Genomic DNA, 21,433 nt, shown 5'->3' on the forward strand with positions numbered 1-21,433 from the left:
CAGGAGCGATGAGCGACTTCGAGCCGACAGCAGCACATGCAAACGGCGGCGCCGCAGGATACAGAGTCCTGGCCCGCAAGTATCGTCCCAAGGATTTCACCGATCTGATGGTCGGCCAGGAGCCGATGGTCCGCACGCTCACGAATGCGTTCGAGACGGGTCGTATCGCGCAGGCCTACATGCTGACGGGTGTTCGCGGTGTCGGCAAGACGACGACCGCCCGTATCCTGGCGCGCGCGCTGAATTACAAGACTGCAGAGATCGACAAGCCGACGATCGACCTCAAGCTCCCGGGCGAACATTGTCAGGCGATCATGGAAGGTCGTCACGTCGACGTCATCGAAATGGACGCGGCCTCGCATACCGGTATCGACGACATCCGCGAGATCATCGAGCAGGTTCGCTATCGCCCCGTCTCGGCCCGCTACAAAGTCTACATCATCGATGAAGTGCATATGCTCTCGACGGCAGCCTTCAACGGCTTGCTGAAAACACTCGAGGAGCCGCCGGAACACGTCAAGTTCATCTTCGCAACGACCGAGATCCGCAAGGTGCCGATCACCGTGCTCTCCCGCTGCCAGCGCTTCGACCTGCGGCGCATCAGTGCGAGTGATCTGGTCGGCCTGTTCTCGACGATTGCGGCCAAGGAAGGCATCGTCGCCGACGAGGAAGCCCTTGCGATGATTGCGCGTGCTGCCGAGGGGTCGGCACGCGACGGACTCTCGCTGCTCGATCAGGCGATTGCCCACGGCGGCGGGACGGTCAAGACGGATGCGGTGCGCGCGATGCTCGGGCTTGCCGATCGTGCCCGCATCGTCGATCTCTTCGAACATGTGGTGCGCGGCGACGTCGCGGCTGCGCTCTCCGAGTTCGGCAGCCAGTACGAGTCGGGCGCCAGCCCGACGGTCGTTCTGACCGACCTCGCCGACTTCACCCATCTCGTGACACGGCTCAAATACATACCGTCGGCGGCTCAGGACGCCTCCCTCAGTGAGGTGGAGCGCGTTCGCGGGGCCGAGCTCTCGACCAGCATCAGCGTTTCGACGCTCTCCCGCATGTGGCAGATGCTACTGAAAGGCATCCCGGAAGCGGAAAATTCCGCGCGCCCTGCCGGTGCCGCGGAAATGGTCATTATTCGGCTTGCGCATGCGGCTCATTTGCCATCGCCGGAAGATGCTGCGCGCCGGCTTGCAGAATTGGCGGAAGGAGGCCAAACCGGCAGCCATTCCGCTGCACCCTCGGGAGGCAACGGCGGTGGCGCCCAGGCGTCCTATCGCACGGCTGCTGTCGCCGGGCAGATGCCGGATCGCGCGATGCAGCCAACTGCACCAAGACCGACCGCCCATCTCCAGAGTGTGCCGACACCTGAATCGCAGCCAGTTGTCCTGGGGCGCATCGAAACAAAGCCGACACCGGTCCCCAAAGTTCCCGTCAAGTCGCTTGAGGATATCGCCGAGCTCTGCACACAGAACCGTGACCCGAAGCTCAAGGCTCTCCTGCGTTCCTATGTCCGGCTCGTGGGTCTGGAGCCCGGGCGCCTCGAGATCAATCTGCCACCCGAAGCGCCGAAGACGCTTGCAGGGGACCTGCAGCGGCGACTCGAGGAATGGACGGAAATCCGCTGGATGGTCATCCTGTCGCGCGAAGCCGGCCGGCCGACACTTGCGGAAACCGAAAGTTCGAATCGCGAGGCGAGGCTCCTCGACGCACGCCAGGATCCGGACGTGGCGGCGATCCTGACCCGCTTCCCCGGGGCGAGGATCACGGACGTGCGCATTCGTGCCACCGGCAACGAGGACGAGACGCTGGACATCCCTTCGGCAGCAGAGTCCGCCGAGGGCGACATTCTTCCGGGCGACGACATCGAATTCTAAGACGGCATTCGCCAATATTTCAGGGAGACAGGGACGATGCGCGACATCATGGGCATGATGGGCAAGGTCAAGGAAATGCAGGCCAAGATGGAGAAGATGCAGGCGGAGATCGCCGCTCTCGAAGTCGAAGGCAAATCCGGCGGCGGTCTTGTGACCGTGACGATGACCGGCAAGGGCGAGCTCAAGGGCCTCAAGATCGATCCTTCACTCTTCAAGGAAGAAGAGGTCGAGATCCTCGAGGACCTGATCGTTGCCGCCCACAAGGACGCCAAGGACAAGGCCGAAGCCGTAATGGCGGAAAAGACCAGGGAGATGACGGCCGGTCTCCCAATCCCGCCCGGCATGAAGCTGCCGTTCTGATGCGATATCTGATCGTGGCAGCCGTGCGGCGATCGGCTATTCCTCCGCACTTCGTCTTCCCACTGGCGAGGGCTGCGTTGAAGGCATTTCCGTTTCGCGCAGATATTCGCTAGAAACCGCTCATGGCAAAGCGAGTCACCGGCCCCGAAATCGAGAAACTGATCCAGCTGCTGGCGAAGGTGCCCGGTCTCGGACCGCGCTCCGCCCGCCGGGCGGCGCTGCATCTCATCAAGAAGAAGGATCAGTTGATGGGACCGCTGGCCCATGCGCTCGGCGACGCCTACGACAAGGTCAAGATCTGCTCCCACTGCGGCAATGTCGATACGAGCGACCCTTGCACCGTCTGCACCGATGACCGGCGCGACCAGTCGGTGATCATCGTCGTAGAGGACGTCTCCGATCTCTGGGCGCTGGAGCGCGCGGGCGCGATGAATGCGGCCTATCACGTGCTCGGCGGAACGCTGTCGCCGCTCGACGGCGTCGGGCCGGACGATCTGAACATCAAGGGACTTGTCGACAGGGTGTCCAAAGGCGGCATCCGCGAGGTCATCATCGCGGTCAATGCGACCGTCGAGGGACAGACGACCGCTCACTACATCACCGATCATCTGGCGGGGCTGGACGTCAAAATCACTCGTCTCGCCCATGGCGTTCCCGTGGGTGGCGAGCTCGACTATCTGGACGAGGGAACGTTGTCGGCGGCACTGAGGGCGCGCACGGCGATCTGAAATCTGCCCCAATTGCGGGTGATGCGAGGTTCCATGAGACGACACTCCGCCATCCTCTTCCTCCTTCTGCAGTTCCTTTCTCCGCTTCCCGCCGCAGCACTCGACAAGGGCGCAATCGAGGCGGGGTTCCAGGCGTGGTTGCAGCAGGATCTGTGGCCGCTCGCGCAGAAATCAGGCGTCAGCCGTAACGCGTTCGAGCGCGCGACTGCCGGCCTCCATCTCAACTGGAACCTGCCGGATCTTGTGCCGCCGGGCAGCAAGCCCCCGAAGGAACGCAAGCAGAGTCAGGCGGAGTTCTCCTCACCGGGAGCCTATTTCTCGGAGAAACGGCTGCAGGGACTTGCCGCCACCGGTCGCAGTCTCGCGACGCGGCACGCCCGCACCCTTCAGAAAATCGAGACGACCTACGGCGTTCCGGGATCCGTCGTGCTCGCGATATGGGGACGAGAAACGGGCTTCGGCCAGGCGAAACTGCCCTATCCCGCGGTGGAAGTGCTTGCGACCAAGGCTTTCATGTCGACCCGCAAGAACCTTTTTCTGCGCGAGCTGATTTCTGCCCTTCACATGATCGATGGTGGCGATGTCAGCGCCGACGAGATGATGGGCTCATGGGCCGGTGCCCTCGGCCAGCCGCAGTTCATGCCGACGAGCTATCTCGAGCACGCCGTCGATTTCGACGGCGACGGCCGTCGCAACATATGGGCTTCCGTTCCCGACAGCTTGGCCTCCATCGCCAACTATCTCGTCCACAAGGGGTGGCAGAGGGGACGCAGCTGGGGTTACGAGGTCGCCATTCCGGAGGGCGTCTCCTGTGCCCAGGAAGGGCCGGACCGTGCACAGCCTCTCTCCATCTGGGCGGCAACGGGTATCCGACGCATCTCGGGCAAACCGTTTCCGGACCGTGAGGCGACGGCTTCCACGATGATGCTGGTTCCGGCGGGAACGCATGGACCCGAATTCCTGGTGACGCCGAACTTCTACGTGCTCAAGGAGTACAATAACTCCGATCTCTACGCGCTCTTCATCGGCAATCTCGCCGATCGCATCGCCTATGGCAGCGGTCCTTTCGTCGGCAAGTGGGGTGACGTCGGCAAGATGCTGCGCTCCGACGTCCTGGCCATGCAGGAGGCCCTCGTCGCGAAAAATTATGATGTCGGCAAGGTCGATGGCCTGCCCGGCTACAAGACCCGCAGGTCGCTCGGCGAGTGGCAGGCGAAAGGCGGTCTGCGGCCGACCTGTTTCCCCGACGAGAGCCTGAAGGCGAAGCTTCGCTGACGATCCTCAGTGCGGCTCGATGTGCGTCTGGTGGAAAACGTCATCGGCCGGCGGAATACCCTGCCGCTCGATCATCCGATGAACGCGGGGCTTTGAAGGGCCTCGGTGAAGAGCGAGCAGGCGGTCGCTCGTTTCCGCGTCCGCCTTTGTCCGCCGCTGGTTATGACGCACATAATCCACCCAGGTCGGCGTGTGATAGGTCTCGGTCCAGACCTCCGGATTTTCGAGATCGCGCATCAGCGCCCAGTTGCGGGCGCCGTCACGAAGACGAATCCGGCGCCTTTCAACCATCAACGAAAGGAATTCGTGCACGTCGTCATCGTCGACCTCGTAATCGATCTGCACGACGATGGGACCGCTGCGCGGCTTTACGTCGAGCCGGAGTTCCGGCTCATTGAAGCGGTTGAGCGGATCGAGATCGAGCGACGCAAAGGGCGGCATTGGCAGCCGGAACCCAATTGCGACGCCGACAATCATCATCAGTGCAGACACAAGGAGGGCGTGTCCGACGCTGTTGGTTTCGGCCACGTGACCCCAGAGCCAACTGCCGGTCGCCATGCCGCCGAAGGTGGCCGTCTGGTAGAGCGAGAGTGCCCGACCGACCACCCAGCGCGGCGTGGAGAGCTGCACGACCGTATTGAAGAGCGAAAGTGCGAGGACCCAACAGGCACCGGCAAGGAGAAGGGCCGCCCCGGTGAGCCAAGCCGACCCGCTGATGCCGACGACTGCGGTGCTCAGGGCGAAACCTGCGAACGACAATCGCACGATGTCCTCGCTCGAAAGAAGTTCCCGCAGCCGGGCACTCGATAGTGCACCTGCGATCGCACCTGCGCCAAAGGCGCCCAGCAGAATGCCGTAGGTGAGCGGCCCACCTGCGACCATGTCACGGGCGACCACCGGCAGGAGCGCGAGGATCGCGACCACCGTCAGGCCGAAGACGAAACTGCGGAAAAGCACCTTCATGATATTCGGCGACATCGCGACATAGCGAAGTCCCGCAGAGATGGCGGCACCCAGCTGCTCGCGAGGCAAGGTCGTCTGCGGAACTTCCGGACGCCAGCGATAGAGCGCATAGGCGAGCGGCAGGTAACTGAAGGCGTTCACGAGGAAGGCTGCAGCGGCACCAAGCGCGGCGACGATCATGCCTCCGAGTGCCGGCCCGACACTTCGGGTAATGTTGAAGCCCATACTGTTCAAGGCGACGGCAGCCGGGAGATCGCTTCGCGGCACCATATCGCCGACGGAAGCCTGCCAGGACGGATTGTTGAGCGCCGTGCCGCTGCCGATCAGGAACGTAAAAAACAGCAGCGACCACGGAGAAATCTGTCCGACAAAGGCAAAGGCGGCGAGCAAGACCGAAACGGCCAGCATGAAAAACTGCGATAGCAGCATGACCTTGCGGCGATCAAAGCTGTCGGCGACGGCCCCGGAGAGCAATGAGAACAGCATGATCGGCAAGGTGTTGGATGCCTGGACAAGGGCGACCATATTCTCCGAGCGGGAAATGGACGCCATCAGCCAGGCGGCTCCCACGCCCTGGATGAGTCCGCCGAGATTCGACGAGATGCTTGCAACCCAGATCGTCCGGTAGAATTCGTTCTTCAGTGGCGCCAAGGGCGATTTGCGGTCCGACACGTCCTGTTCACCTGCAACTTTCGAAGCGGAGCGGGCCACTATATGCAAATCTGAAGCACGCTGCCTATCTCTCGCGATCTCGAACGAGAAAATAGCACCGGGACGACGTGGTTCCTCGCAAAGCTTGCATTTGCGCGCAAGCAAGCGTATATCGTGCCTAAATTCTTGATCGATAGATGAAGAGTGGGGCCGCAAGGACCCGCTCTTTTTTGTTAGCGGTCGGGAAAGCTGCAGAATTCATCCAGGAGGATGACGCGTGTCGGAACAAGTACCGGCGCCGCAGGACCGCGAGCCGCGCATTGTCACGGAAACCGGTCTGGATCGGCGCATCGCTGAAATCATTGAGCCCGTGGCCGTCGCCATGGGCTTCAAGCTCGTGCGGGTTCGGCTCCTGAACCAGAACGGCCTTACCCTCCAGATCATGGCCGAACGCAACGACGGCACCATGACGGTCGAGGATTGCGAAGAGCTCTCGATGGCGGTTTCGCCGGTTCTCGACGTCGAAGATCCGGTCGACAAGGCTTATCATCTGGAAGTATCCTCCCCGGGTATCGACAGGCCGATGGTGCGCAAGTCCGATTTCGAACGCTGGCAGGGCCATCTCGTCAAATGCGAAACGTCGATTCTGGTCGACAACCGCAAACGGTTTCGCGGAAAGATCACGGCAGTGGACGGGGACGGTTTTACCATCGAGCGAGACCAGATCGCATATGGCGAGGAGCCGCGCGTAACCATTCCGTTCACAGCGCTGGCGGAAGCGAAGCTGATCCTGACGGACGATCTTATCCGCGATGCGCTGAAGGCCGACAAGGCCGCTCGAGCCCAGGCGGCGAACCAGAATGACGACGAAACCCCGATAGACTAACCGCCTCGAGGGCCAGGCCCCGGCAGTGAAGACGGAGACATAAGACAATGGCAGTCAGTGCTAACCGGCTCGAGCTCTTGCAGATCGCTGACGCGGTCGCGCGTGAGAAGGTGATCGACCGCGAAATCGTGCTTGCCGCTATGGCCGATGCAATCCAGAAAGCCGCTCGCTCGCGCTACGGCTCCGAGACCAACATTCGCGCCGATATCAACTCCAAGACCGGCGAGATCCGTCTGCAGCGCCTTCTTGAAGTCGTCGAGAAGGTCGAGGACTATTCCACGCAGATCGCTCTCGAGCTTGCCCGTGACCGCAATCCAGACGCCAAGATCGGTGACTTCATCGCCGATCCGCTGCCGCCGATGGATTTCGGCCGCATCGCCGCCCAGTCCGCCAAGCAGGTTATCGTGCAGAAGGTGCGCGAAGCCGAACGGGATCGCCAGTACGACGAGTTCAAGGATCGTGTCGGCGAAATCGTCAACGGCACCGTCAAGCGCGTCGAATACGGCAATGTGATCGTCGACCTCGGCCGCGGCGAAGGCATCATCCGCCGCGACGAGATGATCCCGCGCGAGACCTTCCGCTATGGCGACCGCGTGCGCGCCTACGTCTACGACGTACGCCGCGAACAGCGCGGTCCGCAGATCTTCCTGTCGCGTACCCATCCGCAGTTCATGGTTAAGCTCTTCACCATGGAAGTGCCGGAAATCTACGACGGCATCATCCAGATCAAGTCGGTTGCCCGCGACCCGGGTTCGCGTGCCAAGATTGCCGTCATTTCGAATGACTCTTCGATCGACCCGGTCGGCGCGTGCGTTGGTATGCGCGGCTCGCGCGTCCAGGCTGTCGTCGGCGAATTGCAGGGCGAGAAGATCGACATCATCCCCTGGAGCCAGGATCCGGCTTCCTTCATCGTCAATGCGCTGCAGCCTGCCGAGGTTTCCAAGGTCGTTCTCGACGAGGATGCCGAGCGCATCGAGGTCGTCGTTCCGGACGAGCAGCTTTCGCTGGCCATCGGTCGTCGCGGCCAGAACGTCCGCCTCGCCTCCCAGCTCACCGGCTGGGACATCGACATCATGACCGAGCAGGAAGAATCCGAGCGTCGTCAGAAGGAATTCAACGAGCGCACCAACCTCTTCATGGATGCACTCGACGTCGACGAGATGATCGGTCAGGTGCTCGCCTCCGAAGGCTTCGCCCAGGTCGAGGAGCTCGCCTATGTCGATCTCGACGAAATCGCGTCGATCGAGGGCTTCGACGAGGACACCGCCCAGGAGATCCAGTCGCGTGCCCGCGATTATCTGGAGAAGATCGAGGCGGAAATGGACGCCAAACGCAAGGAACTCGGCGTTTCCGACGACCTGCGCCAGATCGACGGCATGACGGCCCAGATGATGGTCGCCCTCGGCGAAGACGGTATCAAGACGATCGAGGACTTCGCCGGCTGCGCAGCCGACGATCTCGTCGGCTGGAGCGAGCGCAAGGATGGCGAGACCAAGAAGTTCGAAGGACTGTTCTCGAAGTTCGACGTTTCTCGCGCGGAAGCCGAAAACATGATCGTTCAGGCCCGATTGGCGGCCGGCTGGATCACCGAGGAGGATCTCGCCGCTGAGGTCGTGGACGAAGAAGTGGCCGAGGACGAAGACAAGGCCGAATGATGCGAGGCGATGCGCCGGAAGGCTTGCCGAATGACGATGTCATTGAGAGTGCGGACATGAACGGCCGCACGTGCATCGTCACGCGGCAGAGCGGAACGCCGGAGACGCTGATCCGCTTTGTCGCCGGTCCAGACGGCAGCGTCGTCGCGGATTTGAAGCGGCAGCTTCCAGGTCGCGGATGCTGGGTTTCGGCAAGCCGCGAGGCGGTCGACAAGGCGGTAGCAAAGAAGCTTTTCGCGCGCGCGCTGAAGGCGGATGTGAAGGCTGATCCTGATCTCGGCCAACGCGTGGACCGCCTGCTCGTCGCCCAGCTTGCAGGGATGATGAACATGGCCCGCAAGGCGGGCCAGTTCATCACCGGCAGCGCCAAGGTCGACTTGGCGGTTCGCAGCGGCGAAGCCATCGCGGTGTTTCATGCGGCAGATGCTGCAGCCGACGGTGTGAGAAAGATCGACCAGGCACGCAAGGCTTGGCACCTCGGAATGGAAACCGATGCGGAGATACCCTCCTTTCGTCTCCTGTCCGAGGCGGAAATGGAAGAACTGATGGGCCAGAATGCTTTTATCCATGCTGCGGCGCTTGCAGGGCAGGCGGGTGAAGGTGTAGTGAAACGCGCAAACCTGCTCAAAACGTATCGCGGCGGCGCGCCGCAAACGACGGGTGGCGCCGGCCAGAAACCACAATGACGCGGTCACCGGCTCGGCCGGCCACTGCATCGATGAACAGGAATTGAGCGACGCGGTCGATGTAGGACATCCGGCCACGCTCGAAGGAACGGGAACGGAATGACCGACAACAAAGACGACAAGACACTCAGCGTAACGGGCAAGAAGACTCTCACCCTGAAACCTTCGGGGGTGAGCCAAGGTACCGTGCGCCAGGATATCGGTCGCGGTCGCACGAAGGCGGTTGTGGTCGAGACGCGGAAGCGGCGCCTGACCCGCCCCGAAGACGAGAAAGCCTCCGCTCCTGTCCCGCAGGCACGCCCCGCAGAGCCGGCTCCGGCTGCCCCGCGGCCGGCCGCGCCCGCTGCTCCGCGCGTTCACCAGCCGAGCGCGCCGCAGCAGCGCCCACCTCAGCCGCAACAGCCCGTTCGTCAGGAGCGCCCGAGAGGTGCCGTCCTTCACGACCTGTCCGCCGGAGAGATGGAAGCGCGTCGCCGCGCCCTCGTGGAGGCGCAGGCTCGCGAGGTCGAGGAAACCAAGCAGCGCGCCATCGACGAAGCGCGCCGCAAGGCGGAAGCAGAAGAGGCTGCCCGCCGTGCCGCCGAGGACGCCGCGCGTCGTGCGGAGGAAGTGAAGGAAGAAGGGACGCAGGCACAGGAAGTCGAAGCTCCGGCACCGGCAGCGGTTCCTGTTCGTCCTTCCGAAGTTCGTCCCGCGGCCCCGCGCCCCGCAGCGCCTTCAGCTCCTGTCTTCGGCCGCAGCCGGAAGGAGGAGGAAGAGGAAGAGGAACGCGGCGCCGCTCGTGGCCCTGCGCGTGGCAAGGTTGTCGCGCCGGCCCCGGCAAAGGTTCCCGCCCGGCCCAAGGGTGAAGAGGATCGCCGGCGTGGAAAGCTGACCGTCACTACAGCCGATGTGGACGAGGAAGGCGCGCCGTCGCGCGGCCGTTCGCTCGCATCGATGCGCCGCCGCCAGGAAAAGTTCCGCCGCAGCCAGATGCAGGAACCGCGCGAGAAGATCGTGCGCGAGGTCGTGCTACCGGAGACCATCACCATCCAGGAATTGTCGCAGCGTATGTCCGAACGCGCGGTCGACGTCATCAAGTACCTGATGAAAGAAGGCCAGATGATGAAGCCCGGCGACGTCATCGACGCCGACCTGGCAGAAATCATCGCAACCGAATTCGGCCACACCGTCAAGCGGGTCTCCGAGTCCGACGTCGAGGAAGGTATCTTTGACGTTGCCGACGAGGAAGGCGAACTGCTTCCGCGTCCGCCGGTCGTCACCATCATGGGCCACGTCGACCACGGCAAGACGTCGCTGCTCGACGCCATCCGCAACGCAAATGTCGTGGCGGGCGAAGCCGGTGGCATTACGCAGCACATCGGCGCCTATCAGGTCGAGCAGAACGGTCAGAAGATCACCTTCATCGACACGCCCGGTCACGCCGCCTTCACTGCGATGCGTGCCCGTGGCGCGCAAGCGACCGACATCGCCATCCTGGTCGTTGCGGCCGATGACAGCGTGATGCCGCAGACGATCGAATCGATCAATCATGCCAAGGCGGCCGGCGTTCCGATCATCGTTGCGATCAACAAGATCGACAAGCCGACGGCAAATCCGCAGAAGGTCCGCACGGAACTGCTGCAGCATGAAGTCTTCGTCGAATCCATGGGCGGTGAAGTTCTCGACGTCGAGGTTTCGGCGAAGAACGGCACCAATCTCGACAAGCTGCTCGAGGCCATCCTGCTGCAGGCCGAAATCCTCGACCTCAAGGCCAATCCGAACCGCACGGCCGAAGGTACGGTCATCGAAGCCGAACTCGACCGCGGCCGCGGCGCCGTCGCGACTGTCCTCGTGCAGAAGGGTACGCTTCGCCCCGGCCAGATCATCGTCGCCGGCGACCAGTGGGGACGCGTGCGTGCGCTCGTCAACGACAAGGGCGACCACGTCAAGGAAGCCGGTCCGGCCATGCCGGTCGAGGTTCTCGGTCTTTCCGGCACGCCGGCAGCCGGCGACAAGTTCGCCGTCGTCGAGAACGAGGCCCGCGCTCGCGAGATCTCCGAGTATCGTCTGCGTCTGGCACGCGACAAGGCGGCGGCCCGCCAGTCGGGTTCTCGCGGTTCGCTCGAACAGATGATGAGCCAGCTTCAGACTTCCGGCATGAAGGAATTCCCGCTGGTCATCAAGGGCGACGTGCAGGGTTCGATCGAGGCGATTGCCGGCGCGCTGGACAAGCTCGGTACCGAGGAGGTGCGTGCGCGCATCGTCCACTCGGCGGTCGGCGGCGTCACCGAGTCCGACATCTCGCTTGCCGAGGCGTCGAACGCTGCCATCATCGGCTTCAACGTCCGCGCAAACACGCAAGCCCGCCAGGCGGCTGAACGCGGCGGCATCGAGATCCGCTACTACAACATCATCTACGACCTGGTGGATGACGTGAAGGCGGCGATGTCGGGTCTTCTCTCACCGGAACGGCGCGAGACCTTCCTCGGCAATGCGGAGATCCTCGAGGTCTTCAACATCACCAAGGTCGGCAAGGTCGCGGGTTGCCGCGTCACCGAAGGCAAGGTCGAGCGTGGCGCAGGTGTACGCCTGGTACGCGACAACGTCGTCATCCACGAAGGCAAGCTCAAGACGCTCAAGCGCTTCAAGGACGAAGTCTCGGAAGTACCTGTCGGGCAGGAATGCGGCATGGCCTTCGAGAACTACGAAGACATCCGTGCCGGGGACGTTATCGAGTGCTTCCGCGTGGAGCACGTTACGCGCACGCTCTAAAGCCGGCGATCACAATCCGAACAAGTTGCGGGCGCCGGCGATCCGGCGCTCGCTTTGTTTAAGGCAGGATGACGATGACCAGACCAACCTCTTCCGCTCCATCCCAGCGCATGCTCCGCGTCGGAGAACAGGTTCGCGCCGCGATCACCCAGGTTCTGCAGCGCGGCGAAGTACGCGATCCACTGATCGAAAAGACCGTGATTTCCATCTCCGAGGTCCGCATGTCGCCGGATTTGAAGATTGCCACGGCCTATGTGACGCCGCTCGGCGTCCCCGACCACAATGCGGTCATCGATGCGCTGAACCGCAATGCGAAGTACATTCGTGGCCGCCTCGGCCCGCAACTGCGGCAGATGAAGTACATGCCGGAAGTTCGCTTCCGCGATGATACCAGTTTCGACAACTACCAGAAGATCGATGCGCTGCTGCGCTCGCCCGAAGTCAGCCGAGATCTCGACGCCGACCGAGACGACGAACAAGAATAGAGACGCATGTCCAAGCCTCGCAAGCCCAAGGGCCGCCCCGTTTCGGGCTGGCTGATCCTCGACAAGCCTGCCGATTTCGGTTCAACGGAAGCGGTTTCCAAAATCAAGTGGCTGTTCAACGCCCAGAAGGCCGGCCACGCCGGCACGCTCGATCCGCTCGCCTCGGGCATGCTTCCGATTGCGCTCGGTGATGCGACGAAAACCGTTCCTTACGTCATGGACGGCAGAAAGATCTACGAGTTCACCGTCACGTGGGGCGAAGAGCGCTCGACCGACGATCTCGAAGGCGACGTAACGCAGACATCCACGGCTCGGCCGACCGAAGAGGCGATACGAGCGCTACTGCCACGGTACACCGGCGTCATCTCGCAGGTGCCTCCGCAGTTCTCTGCAATCAAGATCGCAGGCGAACGCGCCTATGACTTGGCACGTGACGGCGAGACCGTCGACATCCCGTCGCGCGAAGTCGAGGTTCACCGCCTGACATTGCTGAAGTGCGAGAAGGACCAGGCACATTTCGAGGTGGAATGCGGCAAGGGCACCTATGTGCGCTCGCTTGCCCGCGACTTCGGCCGCGACCTCGGTTGCTACGGCCATATATCTCTCCTCCGGCGCACCTATGTCGCCCCCTTTGCGGAAGAGACCATGGTTCCGCTGGCGGACCTTGTCGCACTGGAAAAAATCGAGGACCGCGACGAGCGGCTGGCGGCGCTGGACGAATTTCTCATCGACACCAGCGAGGCGCTCGCCGCCTTGCCGCAGATCAGGGTGAGCGAGGATCAGGCGCATCGTCTTCGCATGGGCAATCCGATCATCCTGCGTGGTCGCGATGCACCAGTTGCGGAGCCGGAAGCGGTGGCGCTTGCCGCTGGGAAGCTGGTCGCGATCGGCGAGATTGCCGGTGGAGAGTTTCATCCACGGCGGGTTTTTACCTGAAGCGGCAGCCTGTAATCAGCGCTTCCAATTCTCGCCTGAATGGTTTATAGGCAGCGCCAGCATGGCGGTCCGTCCACCTGCTTTTCATGGCCAATGCTGGACGACATCTCGGCATATGGCGTCTTCTCTCCTGACATTGAAAGGATACTGCGATGTCGATTACTGCAGAGCGCAAGGCTGCCCTGATCAAGGAATATGCGACCAAGGAAGGCGACACGGGTTCGCCGGAAGTACAGGTCGCGATCCTGACCGAGCGGATCAACAACCTGACGGAACATTTCAAGGGCCACAAGAAGGACAACCACTCCCGCCGTGGCCTTCTGACCCTGGTTTCCAGCCGTCGTTCGCTTCTTGACTACCTCAAGAAGAAGGACGAGGCCCGCTACAACGGCCTGATCGCTCGCCTGGGCATTCGCCGCTAACATGTTCCGGCGGACTTCCTTGCGGAGGTCCGCCGGCTTTCTATCGGGACTAATGTCCCGAAGGCCCGGCCGGAGCGAAACTGCTCCCGGGCAGCAACATAGGGCGGGCCGGATGGGCCGGTGCCGCCAGAACCAACCGATGACCTGTCATGGGGCAGGATTGCCGGGTGCTTTTGCCAGGATGGTCTGGCACGCGCAACGAGGCTTCGGCTTCGAGAGCGCGCGGGGCGTGATGGCGCGGAATATCGTACCGCTGACGCCATGAGCCACCTGAAGAGCTTCCTGCTGTCTTGCCCGTGATACGTCAGCATTCCCGCGGCCGCGACGGCCTGTTCCGCAAGAAGGAACATGAGCGCTGCTTTCCGCGGAGAAGGAAAAGACAATGTTTGACATTCATAGCGTAGAAATCGAGTGGGCAGGCCGCCCGCTGAAGCTCGAAACCGGCAAGATCGCCCGTCAGGCCGACGGCGCCGTTCTCGCGACCTATGGCGAAACCGTCGTTCTCGCCACCGTCGTTTCGGCCAAGGCGCCGAAGCCCGGCCAGGACTTCTTCCCGCTCACCGTCAACTACCAGGAAAAGACCTATGCTGCCGGCAAGATCCCGGGCGGTTACTTCAAGCGCGAAGGTCGTCCTTCCGAGAACGAGACGCTCGTTTCCCGCCTGATCGACCGTCCGATCCGCCCCCTCTTCCCGGAAGGCTACAAGAACGACACGCAGGTCGTCGTTACCGTCATCCAGCACGACCTCGAAAACAACCCGGACATCCTGTCGATGGTCGCCACCTCGGCTGCACTCACGCTCTCCGGCGTACCCTTCATGGGCCCGGTCGGCGGCGCCCGCGTCGGCTACATCAACGGTGAATATGTTCTGAACCCGCATCTCGACGAGATGGACGAATCGAGCCTCGATCTCGTTGTCGCCGGCACGCAGGACGCGGTGCTGATGGTCGAATCGGAAGCCAAGGAATTGCCCGAAGACGTCATGCTCGGCGCGGTCATGTTCGGTCACCGCGGCTTCCAGCCGGTCATCGATGCGATCATCAAGCTCGCCGAAGTCGCTGCCAAGGAGCCGCGTGAATTCGAGCCGGAAGATCATTCCGCGCTCGAAGCCGAGATGCTCTCGATCGCCGAAGCCGAACTGCGTGACGCCTACAAGATCACGCAGAAGGCCGAGCGTTACGCCGCTGTCGATGCCGTCAAGGCCAAGGTGAAGGCTCACTTCCTTCCGGAAGAAGGCGAAGCCAAGTACTCGGCCGAAGAAGTCGGCGCCGTCTTCAAGCACCTGCAGGCGAAGATCGTCCGCTGGAACATTCTCGACACCAAGAGCCGTATCGACGGGCGTGATCTCGAGACCGTTCGCCCGATCATCGCGGAGGTCGGCCTCCTGCCGCGCACCCATGGTTCGGCCCTCTTCACCCGTGGTGAAACCCAAGCCATCGTCGTTGCCACGCTCGGCACCGGCGAAGACGAGCAGTATGTCGACAGCCTGACCGGCATGTACAAAGAAAACTTCATGCTGCACTACAACTTCCCGCCCTACTCGGTCGGTGAAACGGGTCGCATGGGCTCCCCGGGCCGTCGCGAAATCGGCCATGGCAAGCTCGCCTGGCGCGCAATCCACCCGATGCTGCCGACCGCCGAGCAGTTCCCCTACACGCTGCGCGTGGTCTCCGAGATCACGGAATCGAACGGTTCGTCTTCGATGGCGACCGTCTGCGGCACCTCGCTCGCTCTCATGGACGCCGGCGTTCCGCTGTCCAAGCCCGTCGCCGGCATTGCCATGGGCCTCATCCTCGAAGGTGATCGTTTCGCCGTTCTTTCCGACATCCTCGGCGACGAAGACCACCTCGGCGACATGGACTTCAAGGTCGCCGGCACGGCGGATGGCATCACTTCGCTGCAGATGGACATCAAGATCGCCGGTATAACCGAAGAGATCATGAAGGTTGCACTCGGCCAGGCGCAGGGCGGTCGCAAGCACATCCTCGGCGAAATGGCGAAGGCCATCACCGAGAGCCGCGGCCAACTCGGCGAATTCGCGCCACGCATCGAAGTTATGAACATTCCGGTCGACAAAATCCGCGAAGTCATCGGTTCCGGCGGCAAGGTCATCCGCGAAATCGTCGAGAAGACCGGCGCGAAGATCAACATCGAAGACGACGGCACCGTCAAGATTGCCTCGTCTTCCGGCAAGGAGATCGAGGCTGCCCGCAAGTGGATCCACTCCATCGTGGCAGAGCCGGAAGTTGGTGCAATCTACGAAGGGACGGTCGTCAAGACCGCGGACTTCGGCGCGTTCGTCAACTTCTTCGGCGCTCGCGACGGTCTCGTCCACATTTCGCAGCTCGCTTCCGAGCGCGTCGCCAAGACCACGGACGTCGTCAAGGAAGGCGACAAGGTCTGGGTCAAGCTCATGGGCTTCGATGAACGCGGCAAGGTCCGCCTGTCGATGAAGGCCGTGGACCAGGCGACCGGCAAGGAAATCGTTGCCGAGAAGAAGAAGGACGACGGCGAGGCTGCCGAATAAGCACGTTTCGTCCCCGATCCGAGGCGCGGGAGAAATTCCGCGCCTTTTTTGTTCGCCGAGAGAGAAGACCGAGCCATGAGCCGCGATACCCTGAAGACCCTGTTCCACCCCTTCGCTTCCGACGTGTTGCCGATGCCGCAGGCAGGAGAGCGCTTTCTGTTCCTTGGTGCAGAAGCCGGAATTGCCCCTCCGAGCGGCTTCGCGGCGGCGGTCGTCGCCGTGCAGGGGCTACGCCCGGCCTACCTCCAGTTGGAGGCTGCAGGCGCCGAGCCACTGCCTCTGCCGGAGGGAGACGGCTACGACGGCGCTCTGGTCCTTTGCGGAAAGCATCGCGGCGAGAACGAGAACCGGATTGCCGAGGCATTGAAGCGTACAAAGACGGGAGGCCTCATCGTCGTGGCAGGCGGCAAGGAGGATGGCATTCAGCCGCTGCGCAAGCGCCTTGATGCACTTGGGCTCGTCGTAGACCATATGCCGAAGTACCATGGTGTGGCGCTATGGTTCGTTGTTCCCGAGGAGCGGTCGGCGGCGGTCGGCGTGCTCGAGGCGGCCCATGTCACGGTTGACGGCCGTTTTCGCACCGTTGCCGGCATGTTCTCCCACGACCGCATCGATGCCGGTTCAGAGCTGCTCGCAGGCCGCCTGCCGGAAAACTTCGACGGCAATGCTGCCGATCTCGGAGCCGGTTGGGGCTATCTTTCCGTCATGCTTGCGGAGCGCTCCCCCCGGGTCAACCGTATCGACCTCTTCGAAGCCGACTACCAAGCGCTCGAATGCGCCAAGGCCAACATGGCGGCGAACTGCCCGGACGTCTCTGCACGTTTCTTCTGGCAGGATCTCGCGCGCGAGCCGATCAGGGAGAAATACGACCTGGTCATCATGAATCCACCCTTCCACGAGGGACACGCAGCCGAACCATCGCTCGGCAAGGCGTTGATCACCGCCGCCAGTCAGGCACTGCGTGGCGGTGGAACGCTGATGCTCGTCGCCAATCGCGGCCTTCCCTACGAGGCGACACTCGGCGAGAACTTCCGCGAACACGGAGAGACCTGTCGTAACGCCCGTTACAAGATTCTATGGGCCAAGAAATGAAGGCCTGACGGCTCGGTCCCATGAAACGGCAGAAGCCCGGTGCTGCGATCAGCGCCGGGCTTCTCTATTCTTCGTCTTTCCGGAAATCTATTCCGTGTCGGCCTTGTTCAAGAGATCGACAGTCGGCATCGACGTGATGTTGTAGCCGGAGTCGACGTAGTGGATCTCTCCGGTCACGCCACGCGAGAGATCGGACAGCAGGTAGAGAGCAGAACCGCCCACGTCTTCGATCGTCACCGTCCGGCGGAGCGGCGAATTCTTCTGCTGCCAGGACAGCATCGCGCGGGCGTCGGCGATCCCTGCACCGGCAAGTGTGCGGATCGGACCGGCGGAGATGGCGTTGACGCGGATGCCACGCGGACCATAATCGCCGGCGAGATAGCGCACGGACGCCTCCAGCGCCGCCTTGGCGACACCCATGACGTTGTAGTTCGGCATGATGCGAACCGAACCACCGTAGGTCAGTGTCAGCATCGATCCGTCGTCTGACATGATCTCGGCGGCACGCTTGGCAATCTCCGTGAACGAGAAGCAGGAGATGACCATCGTGCGCACGAAATTCTCACGCGAGGTGTCCGCGTAGAGCCCTTTCAATTCGTTCTTGTCGGAGAAGCCGATCGCGTGAACGACGAAATCCAGCGTGCCCCAGCGCTCCTTCAGGGCCGCGACAACTGCGTCGACGGAAGCGAGATCCTCCACATCGCAAGGCAGGAGGAAATCCGAGCCGAGTTCGGCAGCAAGCGGCTTCACGCGCTTGCCCAAAGCTTCACCCTGGTAGGTGAAGGCGAGTTCGGCGCCAGCGCCGGCAAGCGCCTTGGCAATACCCCAGGCGATAGAGTGGTTGTTCGCGACGCCCATGATGAGGCCGCGTTTTCCCTGCATAGAGGCAATCATTCCGTTATCCATTGTGACGCTGGAACACGAGCGTGGCGTTGGTGCCACCGAAGCCGAAGGAGTTCGAGAGCACGGTGTCGATCTTGGCGTTGTCGATCCGCTTGCGGACGATCGGGACACCGTCGAATTCCGGGTCCAGTTCGCTGATGTGCGCGCTTTCGCCGATGAAACGTTCCTGCATCATCAGAAGCCCATAGATCGACTCCTGAACACCGGCAGCGCCCAGCGAATGACCAGTCAGCGACTTGGTCGACTGGATATGCGGGATCTTTGTCCCGAACACTTCGCGGATCGCGCCGATTTCCTTGGAGTCACCGACCGGTGTCGACGTGCCGTGGGTGTTGATGTAGTCGATCTCCCCCGTCACCGTCGAGAGTGCCTGCCGCATGCAGCGGATGGCGCCTTCACCCGACGGTGCGACCATGTCGTAGCCGTCCGAGGTCGCTCCGTAACCGACGATTTCCGCGTAGATCTTGGCGCCGCGGGCCTTGGCGTGTTCCAGCTCTTCCAGAACGAGAACGCCGGCGCCGCCGGCGATGACGAAGCCGTCACGCGAGGCGTCATAGGCACGTGATGCACTGCCGGGCGTGTCGTTGAACTTCGAAGACATCGCACCCATGGCATCGAAGAGGTCCGACATGGTCCAGTCGAGATCCTCATGGCCACCGGCGAACATCACGTCCTGCTTGCCCCACTGGATCATTTCGGCCGCATTGCCGATGCAATGCGCCGAAGTCGAGCAAGCCGACGAGATCGAGTAGTTTACGCCATGGATCTTGAACCAGGTGGCGAGCGTCGCCGACGCGGTCGACGACATGGCCTTGGGCACGGCAAACGGGCCGATGCGCTTCGGGCTGTTGTTCTGGCGGGTGATGTCGGCTGCCTCGACGATGGTGCGCGTGGACGGACCGCCCGAGCCCATGATGATGCCGGTGCGTTCATTACCGCTGATATCGGATTCCTCAAGCCCCGAATCAGCGATCGCCTGCTTCATCGCGACGTGGTTCCATGCCCCCCCCTGAGAGAGGAAACGCATCGCGCGGCGATCAACAAGATCGGTGGGGTCCAGCGTGGGCTTCCCCCAGACCTGGCAGCGGAAACCGTGCTCGGCAAAATCGGGAGAGAAGGAGATTCCGGACTTCGCATTGCGCAGGGATTCCGTAACCTCTGCGGCGTCGTTCCCGATGGAGGAAACGATACCCAGACCCGTAACAACTACCCTTCTCATCTCAACAGACCTTCTCGTTATCACAATTGGACGGTGCCTGAGATCAGGCCGTCTTATCCTTCGACAAACCTACGCGAAGGTCGGTCGCCTGGTAAATGATCTCGCCATCCGCCTTCAGCCAGCCGTCGGCAGTCCCCAGCACGAGGCGGCCGCGCATGACCCGCTTGAAGTCGATGCCGTACTCCAAGAGCTTGGTGTGAGGACGGACCATACCCTTGAACTTCACCTCACCGGTGGAGAGCGCCATGCCGCGACCCTCTTCACCCAGCCAGCCGAGAAAAAAGCCAGTCAGCTGCCACATGCCGTCGAGCCCGAGGCAGCCGGGCATGATCGGATTGCCCTGGAAGTGGCAGGGAAAATACCAATCGTCCGGGTGGACGTCGTATTCGGCGCGGACATAGCCCTTGTCGAATGCGCCGCCGGTTTCCGAGATGTCCGTGATACGATGGACCATCAGCATCGGTGGCAGGGGGAGCTGCGCATTGCCGGGGCCGAAAAGCTCGCCGCGACCACAGGACAGGATTTCTTCGTAGTTGTAGCTGGATTGTCTCGGTTTCATTCTTCTTCGTCGTCCCCAGGCTTGCGCGAATGTTGGACCCATAGAGCAAGATAGGGACAAAATGAAGTCCCACAATCGCCCCTGTCGGCCGTTGGACAGCCTTGCTCTCGCCTCAAGCCGCATATTTCAGCCGTGGCCATACAGGAAGCATCGCGGCGCGGCCAGAGTCAATCGGAGGAAAATACCGTATCTCCGGCGCCCTGCCGCCGTATACCTGCACTGAAGTATTGAAAGCCTCCCGCTTAGAAGTTATATCGCTAAACAAGAAGACCAGCATTCGAGTAGAACCGGAGAGCAACTCCATGATGGCAGAACGCCTCAAGGAAACGGAAGCGAGACTGCGTCGCTCTGGGCTTCGTCCCACGCGCCAGCGCATTGCGCTCGCCAGCCTGCTCTTCGCCAAGGGTGATCGACACCTGACGGTCGAGGAACTACACGAAGAAGCCCTTGCGGCTGACGTTCCCGTGTCTCTTGCGACCGTCTACAACACCCTGCACCAGTTCACGGAAGCCGGCCTTATCCGCGTGCTCGCCGTCGAAAGCGCCAAGACCTATTTCGACACCAACGTCTCGGACCATCATCACTTCTTCATTGAGGGAGAGAACGAAGTCCTCGACATCCCGGTGAGCAATATCGTGATCGACAACCTGCCGGAACCTCCCGAAGGTCTGGAGATCAGTCACGTCGACGTGGTCATCCGCCTGCGGCAAAAGGGCGCGTAATCCTCCGGTTACCCCCTCATCGCAATACGTCCTCCGGCGACCTGCCGGGCCTCGGTTTGTAGCGGGGAAAGCTCCAGCCGAAGCGCAGGGCACCCCCGCGAATCGCGAATGCCGTCAGAGCACCAGCCCCGGACGCCACGAAAACCGGCGCTCCAGCGACTGTCGCTCCAGTAAATACACATGCTCCGACAAGGCCCGCCGTAACGTATATCTCGGGACGAAGCAGAACCGAAGGCTCGCCGGCGATGATATCGCGCAGTATGCCGCCGGCTGCTGCCGTCAGGGTGCCGGTGACGATCGCCACGGTCGGCGAGCCGGAGGCCGCCAGACCTTTGGCAGCGCCCATGACGCAATAGGCCGAAAGCCCGATGGCATCGAGCCAGATCAGCAGTCGATAGCGAGATTCGAAGAGGTGTGCGGTGAAGAAGACCAGTGCACCCATCGACACGCAGACGAGGATGTAGCCGGGATCGATCACCCAGAAGACCGGCAGACTGCCGAGTACGACGTCCCGCAGCGTGCCGCCGCCAATGCCCGTTACGGCAGCGAGGAACAGGAAGCCGATCACGTCGAGTTCCTTGCGCGATGCCGACAATGCGCCAGTTGCGGCGAAGACGGCCACGCCTGCGTAGTCGAGAAAGCCGAGCAACGTCATCGATAGCCTTTCTGAGTTTCACCTCGGGTCAGGGCGGCACAAGCCAGGGACGTCATCATGCCGGTCGATTGGCCTCTCATT

Annotated in this window: 19 protein-coding genes; 14 read left to right on the plus strand and 5 right to left on the minus strand. The window is 62.2% G+C overall.

The features are described from left to right. Positions 1-8: 8 nt before the first annotated feature. From DFR48_RS14340 to DFR48_RS14355, 4 genes are all read left to right on the plus strand, one after another. Positions 9-1,874, plus strand: a complete 1,866-nt coding sequence (locus DFR48_RS14340; protein ID WP_114363813.1) for a DNA polymerase III subunit gamma/tau — start codon at positions 9-11, stop codon at positions 1,872-1,874. Positions 1,875-1,910: 36 nt separating this feature from the next. Then, a complete protein-coding gene (locus tag DFR48_RS14345; RefSeq protein ID WP_114363814.1) occupies positions 1,911-2,234 on the plus strand; it encodes a YbaB/EbfC family nucleoid-associated protein in 324 nt (107 codons plus the stop codon). 122 nt (positions 2,235-2,356) lie between these two features. Further along, positions 2,357-2,962, plus strand: coding sequence for a recombination mediator RecR (recR, locus tag DFR48_RS14350; RefSeq protein WP_114363815.1), 606 nt, complete (start codon positions 2,357-2,359; stop codon positions 2,960-2,962). A gap of 33 nt (positions 2,963-2,995) precedes the next feature. Next, positions 2,996-4,237 (plus strand): lytic murein transglycosylase, encoded by a 1,242-nt coding sequence (locus tag DFR48_RS14355; protein ID WP_114363816.1) that lies wholly within the window; start codon positions 2,996-2,998, stop codon positions 4,235-4,237. A 6-nt stretch (positions 4,238-4,243) separates the two neighbouring features. Here the strand turns inward: DFR48_RS14355 and DFR48_RS14360 are convergent, their stop codons facing one another. Next, positions 4,244-5,872, minus strand: coding sequence for an MFS transporter (locus tag DFR48_RS14360; protein WP_114363875.1), 1,629 nt, complete (start codon positions 5,870-5,872; stop codon positions 4,244-4,246). A gap of 256 nt (positions 5,873-6,128) precedes the next feature. On the opposite strand from DFR48_RS14360, the gene rimP reads away from it, so the two are divergent. The 9 genes from rimP to DFR48_RS14405 all read left to right on the plus strand — a co-directional run bounded on the left by rimP (position 6,129) and on the right by DFR48_RS14405 (position 17,294). Then, a complete protein-coding gene (gene rimP, locus DFR48_RS14365) occupies positions 6,129-6,737 on the plus strand; it encodes a ribosome maturation factor RimP (protein ID WP_114363817.1) in 609 nt (202 codons plus the stop codon). Positions 6,738-6,784: 47 nt separating this feature from the next. Next, positions 6,785-8,392, plus strand: coding sequence for a transcription termination factor NusA (nusA, locus tag DFR48_RS14370; protein WP_114363818.1), 1,608 nt, complete (start codon positions 6,785-6,787; stop codon positions 8,390-8,392). Beyond that, positions 8,392-9,078 (plus strand): RNA-binding protein, encoded by a 687-nt coding sequence (locus DFR48_RS14375; protein WP_114363876.1) that lies wholly within the window; start codon positions 8,392-8,394, stop codon positions 9,076-9,078. Before nusA ends, DFR48_RS14375 begins: the two co-directional genes overlap by 1 nt. 99 nt (positions 9,079-9,177) lie before the next feature. After that, entirely contained in the window at positions 9,178-11,832 is a 2,655-nt protein-coding gene (infB, locus tag DFR48_RS14380) for a translation initiation factor IF-2 (protein WP_114363819.1), read from the plus strand. A gap of 74 nt (positions 11,833-11,906) precedes the next feature. After that, positions 11,907-12,317, plus strand: coding sequence for a 30S ribosome-binding factor RbfA (gene rbfA, locus DFR48_RS14385; protein WP_112686128.1), 411 nt, complete (start codon positions 11,907-11,909; stop codon positions 12,315-12,317). A 6-nt stretch (positions 12,318-12,323) separates the two neighbouring features. Beyond that, positions 12,324-13,253, plus strand: a complete 930-nt coding sequence (gene truB / locus DFR48_RS14390) for a tRNA pseudouridine(55) synthase TruB (protein WP_114363820.1) — start codon at positions 12,324-12,326, stop codon at positions 13,251-13,253. 152 nt (positions 13,254-13,405) lie between these two features. Then, positions 13,406-13,675 (plus strand): 30S ribosomal protein S15, encoded by a 270-nt coding sequence (gene rpsO, locus DFR48_RS14395; protein ID WP_112686132.1) that lies wholly within the window; start codon positions 13,406-13,408, stop codon positions 13,673-13,675. Between the two features lie 382 nt (positions 13,676-14,057). After that, positions 14,058-16,202, plus strand: a complete 2,145-nt coding sequence (gene pnp, locus DFR48_RS14400; protein ID WP_114363821.1) for a polyribonucleotide nucleotidyltransferase — start codon at positions 14,058-14,060, stop codon at positions 16,200-16,202. Between the two features lie 75 nt (positions 16,203-16,277). Further along, positions 16,278-17,294, plus strand: a complete 1,017-nt coding sequence (locus DFR48_RS14405; protein WP_114363822.1) for a class I SAM-dependent methyltransferase — start codon at positions 16,278-16,280, stop codon at positions 17,292-17,294. 87 nt (positions 17,295-17,381) lie between these two features. Here the strand turns inward: DFR48_RS14405 and fabI are convergent, their stop codons facing one another. The 3 genes from fabI to fabA are packed head-to-tail and all read right to left on the minus strand — an operon-like array spanning position 17,382 to position 19,975. After that, entirely contained in the window at positions 17,382-18,188 is an 807-nt protein-coding gene (gene fabI, locus DFR48_RS14410; protein WP_114363823.1) for an enoyl-ACP reductase FabI, read from the minus strand. Positions 18,189-18,192: 4 nt separating this feature from the next. Continuing rightward, a complete protein-coding gene (gene fabB / locus DFR48_RS14415; RefSeq protein ID WP_114363824.1) occupies positions 18,193-19,416 on the minus strand; it encodes a beta-ketoacyl-ACP synthase I in 1,224 nt (407 codons plus the stop codon). A 43-nt stretch (positions 19,417-19,459) separates the two neighbouring features. Next, positions 19,460-19,975 carry a 3-hydroxyacyl-[acyl-carrier-protein] dehydratase FabA gene (gene fabA / locus DFR48_RS14420; RefSeq protein ID WP_112686142.1) on the minus strand — a complete coding sequence of 172 codons (516 nt, stop codon included), beginning with the start codon at positions 19,973-19,975 and terminating at the stop codon, positions 19,460-19,462. Positions 19,976-20,277: 302 nt separating this feature from the next. Between fabA and irrA the strand changes: the two genes are divergently transcribed. Continuing rightward, complete coding sequence (gene irrA / locus DFR48_RS14425; RefSeq protein WP_114363825.1) at positions 20,278-20,697, plus strand: iron response transcriptional regulator IrrA; 420 nt, start codon at positions 20,278-20,280, stop codon at positions 20,695-20,697. A 16-nt stretch (positions 20,698-20,713) separates the two neighbouring features. Here irrA and DFR48_RS14430 read toward each other — a convergent pair whose 3' ends face one another. After that, positions 20,714-21,352 (minus strand): trimeric intracellular cation channel family protein, encoded by a 639-nt coding sequence (locus DFR48_RS14430; RefSeq protein ID WP_114363826.1) that lies wholly within the window; start codon positions 21,350-21,352, stop codon positions 20,714-20,716. Positions 21,353-21,433: the final 81 nt, after the last annotated feature.

The sequence above is a fragment of the Ciceribacter lividus genome, from assembly GCF_003337715.1.
In the GTDB taxonomy this organism is placed as follows: Bacteria; Pseudomonadota; Alphaproteobacteria; order Rhizobiales; family Rhizobiaceae; genus Allorhizobium; species Allorhizobium lividum.